The organism is Streptomyces sp. NPDC004284 (assembly GCF_042874035.1).
In the GTDB taxonomy this organism is placed as follows: Bacteria; Actinomycetota; Actinomycetes; order Streptomycetales; family Streptomycetaceae; genus Streptomyces.
This window is the reverse complement of record NZ_JBIAMJ010000034.1, coordinates 1-18,302: the sequence shown is the minus strand read 5'-3', so window position 1 is coordinate 18,302 and position 18,302 is coordinate 1. Positions and strand designations below refer to the sequence as shown.

Genomic DNA, 18,302 nt, shown 5'->3' with positions numbered 1-18,302 from the left:
GGGAGTGTCAGTGGTGGCCGAGCCGCTTCCGGAGTGGGGGCGCCAGGCGGGGACGGGCCGCTCGGTGGGCGTGTGCGGGGCGCGCGTGTCCGAGGCGATGGCGGCGGGCGCGTTCGGGGCGGTGGCGTCCGGGGTGGTGGCGTCCGGTCCGGTCGGGTCCGGTGCGGTGATCACGGGAGTCACTCCTTGGTCGCCCCGGCCAGGAGGCCGGAGATGAACTGGCGTTGCAGGACGAGGAAGAGGCCCATCACGGGGAGGGCGGCGATGGCGCTGGCCAGCAGGAGCTGCGCGTAGTTCGTGGTCGAGAGGCCCTGGAGGGTGGCCGTGGCCACCGGGAGCGTGTACATCTCCGGGCTGCGCAGCGCGATCAGCGGCCAGACGAACTGGTTCCAGCCGCCGAGGAAGACGAACAGGGCCAGGGCAGCGATGATCGGGCGGTTGACCGGGACGACGATCCGCCACAGCACCCGCAGTTCGCCGGCGCCGTCGACGCGGGCGGCGTCGAGGAGTTCGTCGGGCATGGAGCGCAGTGCCTGCCGCATCAGGAAGATGCCGAACGGGGTGACGAGTCCGGGCAGGATGATGGACTGGTAGGTGTCGATCAGGCCCAGTTCCATCATCATCTGGAAGATCGGGACGAGCATCACCGTGTCGGGGATGACCAGGGTGCTGAGCAGCAGGACGAAGAACAGGTTGCGCCCGCGGAAGTCGAACTTGGCGAATGCGTAGCCGGCGAGGACCGAGATGACGACGGCCCCGACGGTCTGGACGCCGGCCACCACGAAGGTGTTGAGCAGGACGCGGGCGAGACCGACGGACTCCTGGAGCCCCTGGAGGTTGTCGAGGAGGTGGCCGCCCGGCAGCAGCTTCGGCGGCCAGGAGAACACGTCCTTGTCGTCCTGGGTGGCGGCGATCGCGAGCCAGTAGAACGGGGCGACGCAGAGCCCGAAGGCGCCCGCGAGCAGAACGGTGAGGAGGGGGCCGCGCATCTTCATCGGCGCTCTCCCATCAGGCGGACCTGCAGGATCCCGAGGAGGGAGACGATCAGCGCGAGTGCGTAGGCGAGGGCCGAGGCGTAGCCGAAGTCGAAGTACTTGAAGCCGTTGTTGTAGAGGTACATGGTGACCGTGAGGGTGGAGTTGTCGGGGCCGCCGCCGGTCAGGACGTACGGCTCGTCGAAGAGCTGCAGGGTGCCGATCGTGGAGAGCACGACGGTGAGGAGCAGGATCGGCCGCATCTGGGGCAGCGTGATGGCGAAGAAGCGGCGGACGGGGCCCGCGCCGTCGACCATGGCCGCTTCGTACAGCTCCTTGGGGATTCCCTGGAGTGCGGCGAGGTACATCACCGCGTTGTAGCCGGTGTAGTGCCAGGTGATGACGAGGACGACGCCGACGCGGGCCCAGAAGGGGGTGCCGAGCCAGTTCACCGGGTCGACGCCGACGAGCGAGAGCACCCAGTTCATGAGGCCGGCGTCGCGGTTGAGGATCACGGAGAACATCACGCCCGCCGCGACCAGGCCGGTCAGGGACGGGACGAAGACGCCGAGCCGCCAGAGGGGCCGCAACCACACCTTGGTGGAGTTGAGGCCGATCGCGACGAGCAGGGCGAGGCCCAGCATCAGCGGCACCTGGACGACCAGGATGAGCGCCGTGTTCTGGAGCGCGGTCCAGAACAGCGGATCGGCCACGAGCCGGCGGTAGTTGGCGAGTCCGGAGAACTGGGTGGCATCGCCGTTGCCGGTGGTGAGGCTGATCCAGAACGACGCGACGATGGGGTACGCCTTGAAGACGGCGAAGCCCAGGACGGCGGGCATGATCAGGAGGTACGGGAAGGTTCTCCGGGTCAGTAGTCCGCGGTGGATGGGGCCGGCGCTCGGGCGGCGGGCGGGGTAGGCGGCCGCTTCGCTCCTGGGCGTCGTCTCTTTGCGGGAAGGCGCGCTGGTACGGGAAGGCGCCCCGTCGCGGGAGGTCGCGCTGTCGCGGGCGGCGTCGTCACGAACGCTTGCGGGGCCCGAGGGGCCGGTGCCGGCACCGGCCCCTCCGGTGGGCGCGGCCTCGCTGTCGGAAGCTCGGTCGGGAGGTGCGAGGGACATGGTCAGGCCGCCTGCTGCCGGCCGGTCTGCTGGGCGAGCTGCTTCGCCGCGGCCTTCAGCGCCTCGGCGGGGTCGGCACCCTTGACGAGGACCTGGCTCTGGGCGTCGCTCGCGAGCTTCAGGGCACGGCTGTAGTCGCCGGTGAAGTTGGTCGCGTCCGACCCGGAGGCGAGCGAGTCGGCGAAGGAACGCAGCACCTTCTGGCCGCCGTAGAAGGGGTTCGGCGCACTGAACTCCGGGTCCTCGTAAGCCGCCTTGAGGGCGGGGAAGACGCCGCCGGAGGCGAACATGCGGTTGATCTCGGCCGGCTTGGTGAGGGCGTACTCGATGAAGCGCCAGGCGGCCTTGCGGCGCGGGCTCGTCGCGGAGACGGTCAGGTAGGTCGAGTTCACGATGGCGCTGCGCTTGCCGCCGGGCACGGCGGCGGGCGGCTGCATGACACGCCACTTCCCGCTCTGCGCCGGGAACTTGGTGGCCAGGTACTCGATGGCCCAGGCCGGGTACGGGGCGGTGGCGAGCTTCCCCTGACTGAGCAGGCGCTTACCGGTGCCCGTGCCGGCGGTGTCGGCCATGAGTCCGGCGTCGTTGATCCGCTTGATGACGGTGAGGGCCTGGATCGCCTCCGGGGAGGCGAGCGTGACCTTGCCCTCGTGGTCGAAGTAGAAGGCGCCCTGGAGCTGCATCAGATTCTGGAAGAAGTCCATGTCCTGGGTGGTGCCCGGCTTGTCGAGGCCGATCAGCTGCGCGCCGGTGGCGGCTCGGATCTTCGGTCCTGCGGCGATCAGGTCGTCCCAGCTGGTGATCGAGGCGGGGTCGACGTCGGCCTTCTCGAAGTAGTCGCTCCGGTAGAAGAGCCCGAGGGGGTTGACCTCCCAGGGCAGGGCGTGGACCGCTCTGTCCTTGCCTATGACGGTCGGCCACAGGCCCTCGGCGAAGGCGTCCTTGTGCTTGTCGGCGCCGAGCCTCGACAGGTCGGCGAGGCCCTGGGGGAACTTCTCCATGTAGCCGGGCAGGTAGTCGACGCCGATGTGGAGGACGTCGCCGAGACCCTTCCCGCCCGTGGCGAGACCGACGGTGATCTTGTCCCAGATGGCGGGGTTGCCGAGATCCTGGACGTCGACCTTGATGCCGGGGTTGTCGCGCTCGAAGGACGGGACGACTCCGCGCAGGGCTTCGGCCGCGGTGGTCCAGCTCCAGACCGTGATGGGACCGCTGTCGCCGTCGGCACCTGCGGAGCCGGCGCCCGAATCGCCGCCTCCGCAGGCGGTCAGGCCGAGCCCGACGGCGGAGGCGGTGGCGAGGTGGAGGATCTGGCGGCGACTCAGGTGGTGGGACATGTCGGCTCCTGGCTACGGGGGGTGTGGGCGTGAGTGTCGAGGTTGATGGCTCTGCTGGTACTGCTGGTACTGCTGGTACTGCTGGTACTGCTGGTGCTCGTTGTGCTGGTCCGGAGGTGGCTCGTGCGCCGGGTGAGCGCGTGCAGGGCTTCGGCGAAGAGGTCCACTGCGGCGGGCGGGGTGGAGACGTGCGGCGAGACCCGGATCCACTCGCCGCGGCGCGTGGTGATCACGCCGGCCGCTTCCAGGACCTGGTGGACGGCGAGGGGGTCGTGACCGGGGAGCCGGAAGGTGCCGATGCCGGCACGGTCCCGCTCCCCCAGTCCGTCCAGCAGGACCTCCGCACCCGCCCGCCGCGCGCGGTCGAGCAACTCGGCGAGGGTGGCCCGGATGCGGGTGCCGGCCGCGGCGGGGCCGCCCCGTTCGAGCAGACCGTCGACGGCGGCGCCGATGGCCGCCGCGGCCGGGAAGTCCGGGTTGGTGGCGAGGTGCGCTGCCGCGCCCGACAGTGGCGGTGCCGGGTGCCGCGCCGCGAAGGGGTCCGTGACGCCGGCCCAGCCGCCGAGGCCTGGCCCCAGTCGCTCGGCGCACCGGTCGCGGATCAGCAGGAACGCGGCGCCCCAGCCGGCTCGCAGCCACTTCTGGCCTCCGCTGACGAGGATGTCGGCGGCGTCCACGTCGAGAGGGACGGCCCCAAGACCCTGGATCGCGTCGACGACCAGCAGCCGCTCCGGCCCGAGGATCTCCTTGAGGGCAGCGAGCGGCGCCACATGACCGGTGAGCGAGTCGACTGCGCTGACGGTGAGTGCGGTGACGTCGGGGGTGAGGTGCCGGCGCAGCAGGTCGGGCGAGATGTGCCGCGGCCCGTCCGGCTCGACGAGACGCACGTCGGGGCCGCCCCGGCCGGCGAAGCGGATCCAGGGGTAGACGTTGGCGGGGAACTCGTCCCGGGGCACGAGCACGGTGCCGGGCCCGCGCAGCGCGGCGGCCACGGTGAACAGGCCGTTGCTGGTGGACGGGACGAGCGCGATCTCGTGTGGCCTGGCCTCGAGGAGCCGGGCCGCCGAGACGCGGGCGGCGTCGCTGCGGGCGAAGAGCCGGTCGAGGTCGGCGGGCCCGGAACGACCGGCCAGCGCGGTCGCGTGGGCGAGCGCGGTGGCCGCCTCCAGGGCGAGCGGACCGACTCGGGCGTAGTCGAGGTAGCCGACGGTCGGACCGCCACCCAGGGCTGCACCGGGGGCCGTTTCGGAGGCCGGTCCCTGGACCGGTCTGGAGGCCGGTCCCTGGACCGGTCCCGGGGCGACCCGCTTGCTGTTGTCCGGTGCCCGCACACGAATTTGATCGTTCAAAATTCATCCCTCAAAGAGCCAGGGAGATGGGTTCCCTGGGATTTGAAGGTTCACAGTAGAGACGAGAAGACGCCCCGACAAGAGGTCGGACGATGTCGGCACGAACAGGAAGCCGGGCGGCACCCAGGAGATGACGGACCGTCTCGACGCCGTCCGATCACCGCCGGTGCCTCCGACGCAGGCACCGGCGGCCAGCTGGGCATAGGTGTCACCGCACCGCGGGTGAGTCACCCGCGGCAGCAGCTCCCCGCCTTCGCCCACACGCACGATCACCGCGACCGAGGGCGAGTTCCGCACCGAAGCGACGGCGCCGACCTGGCCAGCGATTCCGGCCGTGACGGTCACACGGTCTGGCTTCAATCACGAGTCGTGCTGTCAGTTGTTCACGAGTTTGGGCTCTGGCACAACTTTTGTGGAGCCACACCATCCGGGTTTGTGCCTGCCTCAGGTCAGGCCGCTGACCTGCAGTTTCCCGGCGCGCTCCGGCCTTGGACACCGAGCTTCGAATCGACACCACAGAAGTTGGGCCAGAGCCCGAGTTGGGGAGTCACCCCGAACCATGGACGGGTGATGTCCACGAGTTTCGACGTCATGGCTTTGTAGGTGAGTTTCAGGAACGTCTGATGCTCAGCGGCGGGAACGCCCGGTTCCACGGGAGAGTGATGTTGCCGAGTTCTGGGAACGCCTCGGTGCTTGCTTCGGGACCATGGTTGTGCCGGCACCGACCCCTACCGCCTCGCCACCACTCGCGCTCGAGCCGAACAACAGTCCCTGGGCTGAGGGGACCGATCGAAGAGGCGAGAAAGGTCAGGACTGCGCGGTCCGAAACACGAGATACCGGCTGAATGCCTCGTGGCTGTCGGGAGTGAAGCGCCACTCCAACAGGGCCGAGTGAAGCTCTGGCTCGGTCAGCCAGCCATGCCAGGCGACCTCATCGGGATCGCGGGTCACAGCGTCCGGAACCACGGCTTCATGCACGCCGAGCCAGTGAGGGCTCAGGCCGCTGCGGTTGATGAACGTGAACAGCAAGCGCGGCAGGCCACGAATGCCCAGCTCTTCGGCCAGCTCCCGCCCGGCAGCCTGCTCATAGGACTCACCGACACCCACGGCGCCACCGACCATGACCTCATAGAGCCCAGGGAAGCGAGACAGCTGCTCCGACCGCCGGTGGACGAGGAACCGGCCACGCTCATCACGACACACCGTCGAAGCGATTCGATGCAGCCAGCCCTCCCGGATCGCCTGCCGACGGGTGACCACCCCCAGGACACGATCTTGACGGTCGACACGCTCCACAAGTTCATCCACGAAACACACCCTGGCAGAACCCACTGACAACGCCGCTTCCCGGCGAACCGTTCTCAGAACTCGACAATATTATGGACCCACTTGATCAACATCTGTTGCCCGAACTCGGTATCAACCGTTCCTGCGTTACACCAGCGAAGCCAACGTCACCGGGGTACTTGCCAGGTCAGCATCGGGAGTGCTCCTGGTGAGAGGCCCTGGTCATGCCGCAGACGTCGAAGGTCGAGCTGTACGCCGCGATCCGGCGTGACCACCGCGACGGCATGACGATGCGGGAGATCACGCGCAAGTACAACGTGTCGTGGCGGACGATCGGGAAGGCCGTGGACTCGGTCTGGCCGGAGCCGCGGAAGAAGCTCCCGCCCCGGGCGACCACGCTGGACCCGTACAAGGCGGTGGTCGACGGGATCCTGCGGGCCGACATGGACGCGCCGCGCAAACAGCGTCACACGGTCACCCGGAACTTCCACCGACTGGTCGAAGAGCACGGCGCCGAGGTCTTCTACCAGCAGGTCCGCCGCTACGTCGCCGACCGCCTCACCTTCAACGGCACCAACATCGAGACCGGAACCGACTCCTACCGCCTCGCCTCCACGCGGACGCGGGCCGAGGAACCGACGAAGGCCGGCTGACCGCTGCGGGCACCTACTCGACGGCCCTTCGCCCTCCGGGCGATGGGCCGTCACCACGCTGATGAGATCCGCGCGCGCCCTCACCCGGCCTTGGCCGGTGGCCTAACGCCACATATCCGCACCGTCGCGCCCACTCGGATCCATCGTCAACAGGTCTTCGTGAAGACCTGAGAGGGGACGGCCAGTGAGACGTCCGTCCTCGCCAGACTCCATGACCGCCCAGCCAACATCGACCCCCGACTCGTTCACGTCCCCGCCACAGTCGAGCTCGTCCACCGCGGCAAACACCGATTCATAGGCGATCGCCCGAGCCAGCAGCACCAAGTCGTCCCGGTCTGCCCCCGCGTCCAGCAAGCGCCGAGCTGCCGCCACCTGTTCCAGAGCTCCCGGGTTGGCCCAGCCATCGATCGCTCCCCGCCACAAGGAGCGGAGCAGCACGAACCGTGCCAGCTGCGGCTGGTTCTCATCGATCTCAGACCGCACCCAATCCGGTGCGTCAGCCGCACCAAGGGCTTCGAACTGCGTCCGAAGCGGCTCCGCCACGGCTCGCTTCGGCGATGTCAGTCCGGACAACCACAACTGCCACATCGCCTCGACATCATTCATCGCACCAGGATGCCCCACCTGACGCCAGCACCGTCAAGATCAACAATTTACGCAGATCCCGATCCTCATCAACGTCGGGCGACGTCATTTCTGGTGAACATCCGCAGCGCCCAAGATCGCTAACTGCTGCCCAAACCGCTGATCAATCGCTGCCACTTCACGTGAACGAAGCCACACGGTCCTCGGCACACGCGGGGAGCAGCCATGGTGAGCACGTGGGTAAGCAGGCCACAGGCATGATCAGCACGTCGGGAACGCCCACCGCAACTCCCACAGCCACCGGTACCAACCCATCCCCGCAAAAGCGGGGAGCAGGGCCCCGGTGCGGTGCAGGGGGTCGGTCAGCTGGGACCCCTCCCCCGCGCGGGCTGGAAACAGAGTCCGCGATGGTAGTCCGTGGCCAGCAGGGGGCCATCCCTGCGGGTGCGGGGAGCAGTGCACCAGGAACTCGACGACGATCGCTGATCGGTCCGTCCTCTCGGGGGTGCCCCCGCGGCCGCACGAACCACGCGGCACACCCATCAGCCGCGCTATGTCAACGCTGTTGACCGGGCTGGGTACGGCTTGTCTAGGATCCGCCGTACCGACCCGCCAGCCCCGCAGCCTTACGGAGTGCCGTGATCGCCCCAGAGTCGCATCCCGCCGTCGGACCGGGTTTCACTCCCGCCCTCGACTTCGCCTTCGAGGTCCGCGTCTTCCTCGCTCCCTCCCTGCACATCGGGCACGGTGCCGGCGAAGTCACCGAGTACGTTCCCATCACCGGCGGCACCGTCCAGGGCCCCCGCCTGCGCGGCACTGTCCTGGCCGGCGGCGGCGACTGGTGCGACAGGCGCAGCGGGGTCTACCAGCTCGATGCCCGATATCTCCTTCAAGCCGATGACGGCGCGGTCATCGACATCGCCAACCGCGGTTACTACCACGAGGACGACCCCACCGCCCCCGCCCAGTACGACGGCGATCTGCAGGTGTCCGAGACAGGCGTGTACTACCGAACCTCCCCCGTCTTCCGCACCGATGCCCCCGCCCACCTCTGGCTCGCCCGCACCGTCTTCATCGGCCTCGCCCGCGGCGACGACTCCGAAGTCGCCATCCGCTTCTACTCCGTGACCTGAGCACCGCTGCGGCCGGCAGCAGAGGAACGCCTCCCGGACACGCCCAGCTGGAACAGCCGACGAACCCACTGAGCGAGCGACGACGCTCGCGCATCTGGACGGGGTCAGGAAGAACGCCCAGGCGGGGGACTGTCGATCGAGTGGCTCTTCCAAGATTTTCGTAGGCGTTGATCGTCCGTGACCGTGCGTCGGTCGAGCAGGATGATGTGACGCGGGAGGCGGTGGCTGGGGCGGCCGTACATCAGGCGCTTGAGGAGCTTGATCTTGGTGTGGGTGCCCTCGGTGCGGCCGTTGTGGTGGGACAGGGTGAGGGAGGCGTCGACGGCGGCGCGGTCGCGCTCCAGACCGTTCGCGGAGGAGTGGAGAAAGGGCAGGTCAGCGCTGTGGGTCCGGGTGATCCAGGCCGTCAGCTTCTCGGCGTTGCCCTCGCGTGGGATGAGCAGGCCGGCATCCACACGCTCGATCCGTCACCCCACGAGCCGGGGCAGCAGTTCCTCAACGGCGACATCACACGCCGGCAGCCTGGCAGCGGCAGCCCCTCCTCGTGGCAGATCACCGGAACGGTCAACGCCTACGGAAATCTTGGAAGAGCCAAACGATTTGCAGTCCCCGTCATCGAGGAGATCCGCCCGCTCGTCGCCCAGCGCGTTCTCGCCGCCGGTCCGGACCCCGACGCCCGCCTGTTCACCGGACCGCGCGGCGGCCGCGTCTCCTCCGCCGTGCTGCGCGACGCCGTCCACTGGGACACCATCGTCACCGGGCTCGGCTACGAACACCTGTGCCGCCACGGCCTGCGCCATACCGGGCTCACCTGGTTCGCCGGCGTCGGCGTCAGGTGCAGGTCCTACGCGAGATCGCCGGACACGGCTCACTGACCACCATCCAGCGGTACCTGCACCCCGACGTGCACAAGGTCACCACCGCCGGCGCTGCCCTCTCGGCGCGCCTCAGCGTCCTCCGCGTCCCGCGGATCGTCGTCGTCCGTTGACGGTCAAGGCGGGCTGGTCCCCGAATGGTCCCCACCGACCCGGCTCTGGTCTGCCATCCGGCACTGTCAGGCGACCAGGCCGCCACGCCCCACCAGCAGTGCCACATCCGTACCGGCGACGAGGATCGAGGCGATGAACGGCAGTCGGACACAGCGACCGCCGAGGAGCGCACTCACCAGCGCCGTCAGTGCGACCACCGCCAAGGCGGCCCACGAGGAGACGCCGGGTACCCCTGGCCCACCGAGGACGAGCACCCCGGACGCCACGACCAGCGGTGCCGGCAGCAGCAGCCGCGTCCACGTGGGGCCGAGACGCTGCGGCCACCCACGTACCCCCGCTCGGAGGTCGAACTCGATGTCCGGCAGCACGTTTCCCAGATGCGCGCCCACGCCCAGCAACGCACCGGCCGTGACGACCCACCAGGCCGGCGCGACCCTCCCCGGCAGGCTCAGCACCACGAAGGCGGGAAGCGCCGCGAACCCCACGGCGTACGGCAGCCAGGACAGCCGCGTCGCCTTCAGCCCCAGGTTGTACGCCCACGCGCCGCCGACGCCGACCAGGTGGACGCTCCCGGCGAGCAGACCACCGGACAGGGACAGCGGGACGCACGCCACCAAAGCCATGACCGCGGCGGCCCGCACGGCCCCGGCGGTGACGGCGCCGGACACGACCGGCTTGCCGTGCCGATCGGCCGCCCGGTCACGCCGGGCGTCGACCGCGTCGTTGCACCACCCCACTGACAGCTGGCCCGCCAGCACCGCCACGCCGACCAGCGCAGAGCCCCTCGCGCTGTGCCCCGCCGACACCGCGAGCGCCGTCATCAGCAGGGTGACGGCGGCCGTCGGTCCTGGGTGACAGGCCCTCGCAAGGCCGGCGAGAAGGCCCCCCTTGGGCCGTACGGCCCCGACGGTGGCCCGGTTCGTCGCGTCCACGCGCCGATCGTAGGCGCCCAACGAGCGATGACGTGGTACGACCACGGGGCGCGGGGCACATATGGGTGCACGTCGTCCGCACCAGGCAGTCAGCAAGGAGTCCGATGACCCGGATCGCAGCAGTCCACGGAGTCCTGGCACCACACCGGCACGCCCAGCAGGAGATCACCGACATGGTGGCCGGTCAGTGCCTGGCCGCCGACGGCGACCGGCGTGCTCTCGACCGTCTCCACCGCGGCGCGCGGGTCCGCCGGCGTCATACGGCACTGCCCCTCGACCGGTACGGCGAGTTGAAGGACTTCGGCGCGGTCAACGACGCCTTCCTCACCCATGCCGTGGAGCTCGGCGCCGAAGCCGTCTCCGGGGCGCTCGACGCGGCCGGCCTGTCCGCCCGGGACGTCGATCTGCTGCTGTTCACCTCCGTGACCGGCATCGCCGTGCCGTCGGTGGACGCCCGGCTCGTCGGACGGCTCGGGATGCGGTCGGACGTGAGACGGCTTCCTCTCTTCGGCCTCGGCTGCGTCGCCGGCGCGGCCGGCGTCGCCCGGCTCCACGACTACCTCCAGGGGTGGCCGGAGCATATCGCCGTGCTCCTCTCCGTCGAACTCTGCTCACTGACCTTTCAGCGGGACGACGCGTCCCCCGCCAACCTGATCGCGACCGCGCTCTTCGGGGACGGGGCCGCCGCGGCCGTCGCCTGCGGCACTCGAAGGCACACGGCAGCGGCGGGGGCCGGCCCGACGGTGGTGGCGAGCCGCAGCCGGCTCTACCCGGACACCGAACACCTGCTGGGCTGGGACATCACCGCTTCGGGCTTCCGCGTCGTGCTGGATCCCGCCCTTCCCGACATGGTGCGCAAGAACCTCGGGGCCGACGTCGATACCTTCCTGTCCGATCATGGCCTCACGCGCAAGGATGTGACGGCCTGGGTCAGCCACCCGGGCGGGCCCAAGGTCCTCGACGCGGTCGCGGAGGCGCTCGACCTGCCGGACGATGCCCTCGACGTCAGCAGGCGCTCGCTCGCGGAGGTCGGCAACCTGTCCTCGGCGTCCGTGCTCCACGTCCTGCGCGACACGCTCGCGGAAGGCAGTCGGCCGCCCGCCGGAACCCCCGGCCTGCTGCTCGCCATGGGCCCGGGCTTCTGCACCGAACTCGTCCTGTTGCGCTGGTAGGAAGCAGGAAAGGAAAGACGAGGAGACATGACCTGGTACATCCTCCTGGTGCTCGCGACCGGCGCCGAGCGCGTCGCCGAACTCGTGGTCGCCCGGCGGCACTCGCGCTGGAGCCTGGCGCGCGGCGCGGTCGAACACGGACGGCGGCACTACCCGGTGATGGTGGTGCTGCACACGGGCCTTCTCCTCGGCTGCCTGGCCGAGGTGGCGACGATGCGGCCGCCGTTCCGCCCCGGCCTCGGCTGGCCCATGCTGGCCGTAGTGGTCGCGGCCCAGGCCCTGCGCTGGTGGTGCGTGCGGACACTGGGGCCGCGCTGGAACACCCGGGTCCTTGTCGTGCCCGGCCTGCCTCTGGTCGCCGGCGGCCCGTACCGATGGCTGCGCCACCCGAACTACGTGGCGGTGGTGGCCGAAGGAGCGGCGTTGCCGCTGGTCCACGGGGCATGGCTGACCGCCGTTCTGTTCACGCTGCTCAACGCCGCGCTACTCACCGTGCGCATCCGCTGCGAGGACGCGGCGCTCGCCCCGGCCTCCTCGGTGCCGCCTGCCACACCGTCCGGGACCGCCACGGACGCCACGCGCCCGGCGCGGACCTCCGTACCCGGCGGGCTCGCGTGATCGACCTGCTCGTCGCGGGCGGCGGGCCCGCCGGACTGGCCACCGCGATCCACGCCACGCTGGCCGGCATGGAGGCCGTGGTGATCGAGCCCCGGCCCGGCCCGGTGGACAAGGCGTGCGGCGAGGGGATCATGCCCCGCGGCGTTCGGCACCTGCGCGCCCTGGGCGTCGAACCGGCCGGCCACGAGCTGGGCGGCATCCGGTACATCGACGGCGCCCACCATGCGCAGGCCGCCTTCCGTGACGGCTCCGGCCTCGGCGTACGCCGCACCGTCCTGAGCGCCGCGCTGTACCGGCGGGCCTTCGAGCTCGGCGTCCGGATCGTGCCCGGCAAGGTCGGGGAAGTGCACCAGGGACCGGAGTCGGTGACCGCTGCCGGGCTGCGGGCCCGGTGGCTCGTCGCGGCGGACGGCCTGCACTCGCCCCTGCGCCGGGCGCTCGGGCTGGACCTGGCCGCCCCCGGCCCCCGGCGCTACGGCCTGCGGCGCCACTACCGCATGGTCCCGTGGTCCGACTTCGTCGAAGTGCACTGGTCCAGGCAGGGCGAGGCGTACGTGACCCCGGTCGCCGACGACCTCGTCGGCGTGGCCGTGCTGAGCACCGCCCGGCGCCCCTACGCCACCTGTCTGGACCGGTTCCCCGAGCTGGCCGCGCGCCTGCACGAGGACGCGGCCGCGAACGCGGTCCGCGGCGCCGGGCCGCTCAGACAGCGGGTGCGCGGCAGAGTCGCCGGCCGTGTCCTGCTCGTCGGTGACGCGGCCGGCTACGTCGACGCGCTCACCGGCGAAGGCATCGCCCTCGCGTTGGCGTCGGCCGAAGCGGCGGTACGGTGCCTGCGGGCGGGGCGGCCCCAGGACTACGAGCGGGCGTGGCGGCGCCTGTCGCGGCGGCAGCGGCTGCTCACCAGGGCACTGCTCCGGGCCGGCTCCCGGCCGGAGACCTCCCGCCTGATCGTGCCGATGGCCGCCCGCATGCCGGGCGTGTTCTCGGCGGCCGTGCACGCGTTGCGGTGATCGTGCTGGCGTGGCGGTGATCGTGCACGCCCGGCTGGCCGGACGCCCACGGCCCGGGCGACGTCGCCGTAGTACTTCGGGTCTCTCGCGAACCCAGACATGGCCCGCAGTCTCCCACCGACCACCCGGCCGGGACAGCCCGTGCCAACCCGGCTGGACGGCGAGCAAGCAGATCGAGCCGCCCCCGCCTGTCGGCAAACATTTGACGACAGGCGGGGGGCAGAGGGACCTCGGCACCACCGACTCCGGGGCCCGCCGCACCAGCCGGTCAGGACTGGCGCGCCTCCGAACTGACCGGCTTGCCCAGCCTGCTGAACCTGGCTTGCCCAGGGTGCGTGCAGGCTCGCCCAGGCCGGTCGGTCCACGGCTTGCCCAGGGCGCGTGCAGGCTCGCCTCGGCCGTGAAAACATCAGCTCAACGGGCTTGCCCTCAGCTGCGAATGCAGGCGGACGGGTGATTCAAGAGGCGGGGAGGAAGTCGGCGACCAGCGCGGCGAATTCCTCGGGGGCGAGGATGCGGATGCCGAGATCTTCAGCCTTGGTGCGCTTGGAGCCGGCCTTCTCACCCGCTACCAGGAGGGTGGTGCGCTTGGACACCGACGACGAGGCCTTTCCGCCGGCCCGCTCGATCAGCTCGTTCATCTCGTTCCGCGACAGCGCCGCGAGGGGGCCGGTCATGGAGCCGGTGACCACGACGGCCTGTCCGGCCAGCGGGCCGTCCGCCGCCGGTGCCTCGCCGCCGTCTCCATTGGCGGCGGGCTCCTGCGGCTCGGTGACCTGGATGCCGACCTTCTGGGCATGGAGTTTGTCGAGGAGCGGGGCGAGTTCGGCGAGTTCGGCCGCGATGACACGGGCCTTCTCGGTGCCGATGCCGTCGACCTCGGCCAGCGTGTCGGCGTCGGCGGCACGGATCGCGGCCATCGAGCCGAAGTGCGCGGCGATCCGGCGAGACATGGTGCGCCCGGTGCCACGGACCCCGAGGGCGCAGAACACACGGTTCAGCGCGGCCCCGCGGGCGGTCTCGATCGCGGCGAGGAGGTTGGCGGCGCTGGTCTCACCCATCCGCTCCAGACCGAGGAGCTGCTCGCGGGTCAGCGTGAAAAGGTCGGCGATGTCCTGGACCAGACCGGCCTCCACCAGCTGGATCGCGCGCGTGCCGCCGAGACCTTCGATGTCGAGCTGGTCCCGGCCGGCGGCGTAGATCACCGAGGCCACGGCCTGACAGCTGCGGCCGCGCACGCACCGCCACCGCTGCTCGGAGGTGTCGATCGCGTCGCCGCAGCGGGGGCAGGCCTCGGGGAAGACGATCGGACTCTCGGCGCCGGTGCGCTGGTCGGCCAGCGGGGCCTCGACCCGGGGGATCACATCGCCCGCCCGGTACACGAACACCTGGTCGCCGATCATGAGCCCGCGCCGGGTGATGTCAGCCGGATTGTGGAGCGTGGCGTAAGTGACCGTCACTCCATCGATGACCACGGGCTCCAGGACGGCGCGCGGGGCGATGATCCCGGTCCGGCCGACGTTCCACTCCACCGCCAGCAGGCGCGTCACCTTGTGCTCGGCCGCCAGCTTCCGGGCCACTGCCCACCTCGGGGCGCGTGAGCCGTTGCCGGCCTGCCGCTGGTCCTCGGCCGAGTCGGCCTTGACGACGACACCGTCGATCCCGAACGGCAGGTCGGCGCGCAGCCCGGCGATCACGGCGATGCGTTCCTGCACCTGCTCCACGGTCTCGCACCGCATCGGGGCGGCGGCCGTGCTGGCGGCCGTGTTCGCGCCGAGTACCGCCAGTCGCTCCAGCAGAGCGACGTGGCCGAGGTCGTCCAGGCCGATGGCGCCGTAGGCGAAGAAGGTCAGCTCGATCCGGTAGGGCCGGTCCTTGGCCCGCAGCGTGCCGGCGGCTCCACTGCGCGGGTGCGCGAACGGTGTGGCTTCGTGGGCGAGCCGGATCCGGTTCGCTTCCTCGAACTGGGCGCTCGTCAGCAGCACCTCGCCGCGCAGTTCGACGTCGATCGGCTCGGTGAGGACCGACGGCAGACCAAGGACGGCGCCGGCGGCGTGGGTGATGTCCTCACCGGCCAGGCCGTCGCCGCGGGTGAGGACCTGAACGAGCTGGCCGCCCCGGTAGCGGGCGGCCACCGCTAGGCCGTCGAGCTTCGGCTCCACGCACCACTCGCCCACCGCGTGGCCAAGTCGCCGTTCCAGGCCCGTGGCCCACTCGGCGAGCTCGTCGGCGTCGAAGACGTTGTCGAGGGAGAGCATCGGCACCGAGTGCGGCACGTCGCCCTGCACGGCTCCGCCCGCCACCTTCCCCGTAGGCGACTCGGCCAGAGCCTCGTCCGGGTGGGCTTTCTCGTAGGCCGCGATGGCACGCAGCAGGCTGTCGTACTCGTCGTCACCGAGCGGGGTGGTTCCGTCGCCGTAGTACGCGGCCGACGCCGCCACTGCGGTGGTCACGGCCTCCCCGTAGGCGGCAGGCGAGAGCAAGGCACTGTTTTCGGTCATGAACGTCATCATCCTGTCCGCCACTGACAATGCCACCGTCCACCCCTGAGCGCCGTGTCTGGGCTGCTGTTGTCTTTCCGGACTTGAGGACCGCGTTCTCGCTGGTCAGGCATAGGGTCGCTGGTCTTGTGGGAGTGGTGACGTGTCTCGTTGTCACTTGGGTGGAGGTTGGGGGATGCCGTCGGTCGTGGGCTTCTGGAAGAGCGCGAGCTCACTGCACGCCGTCGTGTGGACGCACTGCGGGAGGAGGCCGACCGTATCCACGCCGAGCTCGCCGTGGCCGAGCAGGAGTGGAGCGAGTGGGCCATCGCCCGGTCGCGCGTCGGCGAGGTACTGGCCCGGGGCGACGACAACGCCGCTGGCCCCGGTGCCTGCGACGACCTGTGGGATCCCGGTGAACAGCGGGCCCGGCCCGAGCCGGCGAAGGCGAAATCGGTGGTGCCGATGTGGCGTGCGGGGCTGGACTGGTCGGCGCTGTCGGTGGACTACCAGCGCATCCTGCGGGTCCTGGCCGACCGCGATCGGCTCGGTCAAGGTCCGCTTTCGTGCCAGGAGATGGCCGCCTGCTTCGGCCTGGAGGTGGTGCCGGCGAAGGTGGAGGCGTTGCGGTCGAAGGCGAAGCGGCTGGTGGCCCGGGACTGGCTGGCCGAGCACGCGCCGGGGCGGTCCACTCTCGCGAAGGATGTGGCCGGGCCAGGCGGCGGGTGCGCATCAGGCGGGCGAAGGATCGTTCGACGATCCACCGCTTGGGTGGCACCACGAACCCCTTCTGGTCGTCGCTGCGTTTGACGATGGCCAGGACCGGCGCCAGGGCGGTGAGGCAGAAGGTGATGAGTCCGCCGGTGCAGCCGCCGTCGACCCGGATGAGCTCCGGCAGGTGGTGCGCGTCGGCCACTTGGGCGAGCAGCACCTCGGCGGCGGCGTGGTCACCTACCTGCGCGGCGGTGACCACCGCTCCGAGCATCAGGCCGAGCGGGTCGACGACGGCGTACCGCTTGCGCCCGTTGATCAGTTTGCCGCGGTCGAAGCCACGGCTGTCGGTGCCGACGACGGCGTCCGTCTTGACCGACTGCGAGCCGTTCACGCCCGCGCCGGGCTCGGCGTCCCGGCCCGTCCGGGTGCGGACCTTGACGCGCAGCCGGTCGTGGAACTCCTTGAACCGGCCCAGTCGCGCCAGCGGCGGAAGAACGCGTAGACGCGGTCCCACGGCGGAAAGTCCGCGGGCATCGCCCACCACTTGATTCCGTTGTCGACCAGGTAGCGGACCGCATCCGGCATCGCCCGGTGGCAGTACGCCTCCGGCTGCCACCCTGCCCTCCAACCACCCCGGCGTGGGCAGCGCGATGCGGACCTGGGCCCACTCGGCATCGGTCATGTCCGGCGGATACCGTCGCACACGCACGCCGTGGTCGGCCGCATTCCCGTATACGTGAACGAGGCAATCACCCGACGAAACCCGGGAGTTGGACGCGATAGGAGTGAGCGCGACGGACCGGGACAACAGGCCTTCTCTGTCGCTCGGTAGGACTTCGACCATCCCGAACTGTGCAGGAGACCCTGCCTCCATGCCTCCGCTGGCCCACGGTCACCCGATCGAGATTCCCGTCCGATCGGCAAGCGCCCTGATCGTTACGACAACGGTCGGCGCACCGCACCGTAATCCTCCGGCCGGGCCGACACTCACGATCCGGCTCCCCCGCGCGGGGGAGCCGGATGATCCGTGGGATGGATGTGATCAGCGCGGGTGACGCGGAATCTTGGAGCGTCGGCAAACCGGATACACGGGGGTCACGGTGGTTGTTCCTGCGAACTCGGAGGTAGGTGGCGTTCCTGAGCCACCGACCGCAAGCCCGGAGCGGGTCTTGTGGTGGCGTCGGTGGCCCGTGTGGGCGCCCGCGGCAGCCGCATCCTGGGGCGTGTTGTACGCCGCTGTCGAGGTCATCTGGGCGGTGACGGGCACCACCGTGCAGTGGAAGGAGCACTCCGCGTACGCGCCGGGGGCCCAGCTCTTCCTGGCGGCCCTCGCGCTCCTGGCCGGCGGCGCCTGCCTGGCCGGCACCCGAACGCTCGCCAAGCTCGGCCGGGTCGCGGTGGCGACGGCACTGATGGTGGCGCTCCCGGTGTTCGTCGTGGGGATGAACGGGTTGCCGATCTATTTCGTGACGATTGCGACGCTCTCGGGGATCGAGAGCGCCACCGGGCTGGCCCAGGTGCTGCTGAACACGGCCGGTGCCGCCCTCCTGCTCCTCGTCGGTCTGTCGTACCGCCGACGGCTGCGCGGAGACTGCCCGCGATGCGGGCGGCCGCACGCCGGCGCCGGCGACGGCCCGCTTGCCCACCCAGCCGCCTCCCGGGCCCCGAGGCGGACCCGCGTCGCGGTGTACCTGCTCATGTGCGGACTCCTGCCGTGGGCGGGAACCAAGACCATCTGGACGCTGGGCGGCGACGCGCTCGGCGTCGCGGGCGATGACTGGCGGAGGACGTCGGTCGCCGGCGCGTCGGGGCCGTCGAAGGCAACCGCGTCGGCGGGGATCGACGTGACCGTGCTGGCCGCGATGGTCGGGATCTTCCTGCTGCTGGGGCTGCTGTACGTGTGGGGGCAGGTGTTCCCCCGCTGGACGCTGTTCCTGTCCGGACGACG

Annotated in this window: 17 protein-coding genes and 3 pseudogenes; 8 read left to right on the top strand and 12 right to left on the bottom strand. The window is 70.6% G+C overall.

The window, feature by feature from the left end; all coding sequences use genetic code 11:
* Positions 1–179 precede the first annotated feature (179 nt).
* From ACFYUS_RS38885 to ACFYUS_RS38865, 5 genes are all read right to left on the bottom strand, one after another.
* Positions 180–995, bottom strand: coding sequence for a carbohydrate ABC transporter permease (locus ACFYUS_RS38885; protein WP_388863002.1), 816 nt, complete (start codon positions 993–995; stop codon positions 180–182).
* Positions 992–1,813: a carbohydrate ABC transporter permease gene (locus tag ACFYUS_RS38880; protein ID WP_388863000.1), complete on the bottom strand. Its 822-nt coding sequence runs from the start codon at positions 1,811–1,813 to the stop codon at positions 992–994. Before ACFYUS_RS38880 ends, ACFYUS_RS38885 begins: the two co-directional genes overlap by 4 nt.
* A 281-nt stretch (positions 1,814–2,094) precedes the next feature.
* The gene (locus tag ACFYUS_RS38875) at positions 2,095–3,429 is read right to left on the bottom strand and encodes an ABC transporter substrate-binding protein (protein WP_388862998.1); all 1,335 of its coding nucleotides are present in this window, start codon (positions 3,427–3,429) and stop codon (positions 2,095–2,097) included.
* Positions 3,414–4,760, bottom strand: coding sequence for an aminotransferase class V-fold PLP-dependent enzyme (locus ACFYUS_RS38870; protein WP_388862996.1), 1,347 nt, complete (start codon positions 4,758–4,760; stop codon positions 3,414–3,416). Before ACFYUS_RS38870 ends, ACFYUS_RS38875 begins: the two co-directional genes overlap by 16 nt.
* A gap of 825 nt (positions 4,761–5,585) precedes the next feature.
* A complete protein-coding gene (locus tag ACFYUS_RS38865) occupies positions 5,586–6,086 on the bottom strand; it encodes an NUDIX domain-containing protein (protein WP_388862994.1) in 501 nt (166 codons plus the stop codon).
* 524 nt (positions 6,087–6,610) lie between these two features.
* On the opposite strand from ACFYUS_RS38865, the pseudogene ACFYUS_RS38860 reads away from it, so the two are divergent.
* Positions 6,611–6,718, top strand: a pseudogene (locus ACFYUS_RS38860) (AAA family ATPase); the annotation flags it as partial.
* 102 nt (positions 6,719–6,820) lie between these two features.
* On the opposite strand, the gene ACFYUS_RS38855 reads toward ACFYUS_RS38860, so the two are convergent.
* Entirely contained in the window at positions 6,821–7,324 is a 504-nt protein-coding gene (locus ACFYUS_RS38855) for a hypothetical protein (RefSeq protein WP_388862992.1), read from the bottom strand.
* 617 nt (positions 7,325–7,941) lie between these two features.
* Here ACFYUS_RS38855 and ACFYUS_RS38850 point away from each other — a divergent pair.
* Entirely contained in the window at positions 7,942–8,436 is a 495-nt protein-coding gene (locus tag ACFYUS_RS38850; protein ID WP_388862990.1) for a DUF3237 domain-containing protein, read from the top strand.
* Between the two features lie 104 nt (positions 8,437–8,540).
* Here ACFYUS_RS38850 and ACFYUS_RS38845 read toward each other — a convergent pair whose 3' ends face one another.
* Both ACFYUS_RS38845 and ACFYUS_RS38840 read right to left on the bottom strand, forming a co-directional pair.
* The gene (locus tag ACFYUS_RS38845) at positions 8,541–8,891 is read right to left on the bottom strand and encodes a transposase (protein WP_388862988.1); all 351 of its coding nucleotides are present in this window, start codon (positions 8,889–8,891) and stop codon (positions 8,541–8,543) included.
* A gap of 12 nt (positions 8,892–8,903) precedes the next feature.
* The gene (locus ACFYUS_RS38840; protein WP_388862986.1) at positions 8,904–9,236 is read right to left on the bottom strand and encodes a hypothetical protein; all 333 of its coding nucleotides are present in this window, start codon (positions 9,234–9,236) and stop codon (positions 8,904–8,906) included.
* 35 nt (positions 9,237–9,271) lie between these two features.
* Between ACFYUS_RS38840 and ACFYUS_RS38835 the strand changes: the two genes are divergently transcribed.
* Positions 9,272–9,424 (top strand): hypothetical protein, encoded by a 153-nt coding sequence (locus tag ACFYUS_RS38835; RefSeq protein ID WP_388862984.1) that lies wholly within the window; start codon positions 9,272–9,274, stop codon positions 9,422–9,424.
* A 66-nt stretch (positions 9,425–9,490) separates the two neighbouring features.
* Here the strand turns inward: ACFYUS_RS38835 and ACFYUS_RS38830 are convergent, their stop codons facing one another.
* A complete protein-coding gene (locus tag ACFYUS_RS38830) occupies positions 9,491–10,357 on the bottom strand; it encodes a UbiA family prenyltransferase (RefSeq protein ID WP_388862982.1) in 867 nt (288 codons plus the stop codon).
* Here ACFYUS_RS38830 and ACFYUS_RS38825 point away from each other — a divergent pair.
* The 3 genes from ACFYUS_RS38825 to ACFYUS_RS38815 are packed head-to-tail and all read left to right on the top strand — an operon-like array spanning position 10,273 to position 13,160.
* Entirely contained in the window at positions 10,273–11,529 is a 1,257-nt protein-coding gene (locus tag ACFYUS_RS38825; protein ID WP_388863007.1) for a type III polyketide synthase, read from the top strand. The two genes, ACFYUS_RS38830 and ACFYUS_RS38825, sit on opposite strands and share 85 nt — an antisense overlap.
* A 27-nt stretch (positions 11,530–11,556) precedes the next feature.
* Positions 11,557–12,147 (top strand): isoprenylcysteine carboxyl methyltransferase family protein, encoded by a 591-nt coding sequence (locus ACFYUS_RS38820; protein WP_382664060.1) that lies wholly within the window; start codon positions 11,557–11,559, stop codon positions 12,145–12,147.
* Positions 12,144–13,160, top strand: coding sequence for an NAD(P)/FAD-dependent oxidoreductase (locus tag ACFYUS_RS38815; protein WP_388862979.1), 1,017 nt, complete (start codon positions 12,144–12,146; stop codon positions 13,158–13,160). Before ACFYUS_RS38820 ends, ACFYUS_RS38815 begins: the two co-directional genes overlap by 4 nt.
* A gap of 458 nt (positions 13,161–13,618) precedes the next feature.
* Here ACFYUS_RS38815 and ligA read toward each other — a convergent pair whose 3' ends face one another.
* The gene (gene ligA, locus ACFYUS_RS38810) at positions 13,619–15,670 is read right to left on the bottom strand and encodes an NAD-dependent DNA ligase LigA (protein ID WP_388863005.1); all 2,052 of its coding nucleotides are present in this window, start codon (positions 15,668–15,670) and stop codon (positions 13,619–13,621) included.
* 219 nt (positions 15,671–15,889) lie between these two features.
* On the opposite strand from ligA, the gene ACFYUS_RS38805 reads away from it, so the two are divergent.
* Positions 15,890–16,450: a hypothetical protein gene (locus ACFYUS_RS38805; RefSeq protein ID WP_388862977.1), complete on the top strand. Its 561-nt coding sequence runs from the start codon at positions 15,890–15,892 to the stop codon at positions 16,448–16,450.
* Here the strand turns inward: ACFYUS_RS38805 and ACFYUS_RS38800 are convergent.
* Positions 16,407–16,745 (bottom strand): annotated as a pseudogene (locus ACFYUS_RS38800) (transposase); the annotation flags it as partial. The gene ACFYUS_RS38805 and the pseudogene ACFYUS_RS38800 overlap by 44 nt on opposite strands.
* Positions 16,742–16,939: a transposase gene (locus ACFYUS_RS38795; protein ID WP_388862975.1), complete on the bottom strand. Its 198-nt coding sequence runs from the start codon at positions 16,937–16,939 to the stop codon at positions 16,742–16,744. The gene ACFYUS_RS38795 and the pseudogene ACFYUS_RS38800, both read right to left, overlap by 4 nt.
* 638 nt (positions 16,940–17,577) lie before the next feature.
* On the opposite strand from ACFYUS_RS38795, the pseudogene ACFYUS_RS38790 reads away from it, so the two are divergent.
* A pseudogene (locus tag ACFYUS_RS38790) lies at positions 17,578–18,302 on the top strand (hypothetical protein); the annotation flags it as partial.

Excerpts from the sequence above, each read along its gene's own strand:
- ACFYUS_RS38880 (WP_388863000.1), bottom strand. The coding sequence starts at position 1,813 with ATGCCCGCCGTCCTGGGCTTCGCCGTCTTCAAGGCGTACCCCATCGTC.
- ACFYUS_RS38875 (WP_388862998.1), bottom strand. The coding sequence starts at position 3,429 with ATGTCCCACCACCTGAGTCGCCGCCAGATCCTCCACCTCGCCACCGCC.
- ACFYUS_RS38820 (WP_382664060.1), top strand. The coding sequence starts at position 11,557 with ATGACCTGGTACATCCTCCTGGTGCTCGCGACCGGCGCCGAGCGCGTC.
- ACFYUS_RS38885 (WP_388863002.1), bottom strand. The coding sequence starts at position 995 with ATGAAGATGCGCGGCCCCCTCCTCACCGTTCTGCTCGCGGGCGCCTTC.
- ACFYUS_RS38855 (WP_388862992.1), bottom strand. The coding sequence starts at position 7,324 with ATGAATGATGTCGAGGCGATGTGGCAGTTGTGGTTGTCCGGACTGACA.
- ACFYUS_RS38795 (WP_388862975.1), bottom strand. The coding sequence starts at position 16,939 with ATGCCGGATGCGGTCCGCTACCTGGTCGACAACGGAATCAAGTGGTGG.
- ligA (WP_388863005.1), bottom strand. The coding sequence starts at position 15,670 with ATGACGTTCATGACCGAAAACAGTGCCTTGCTCTCGCCTGCCGCCTAC.
- ACFYUS_RS38840 (WP_388862986.1), bottom strand. The coding sequence starts at position 9,236 with ATGGCGCAGGCCGTGGCGGCACAGGTGTTCGTAGCCGAGCCCGGTGAC.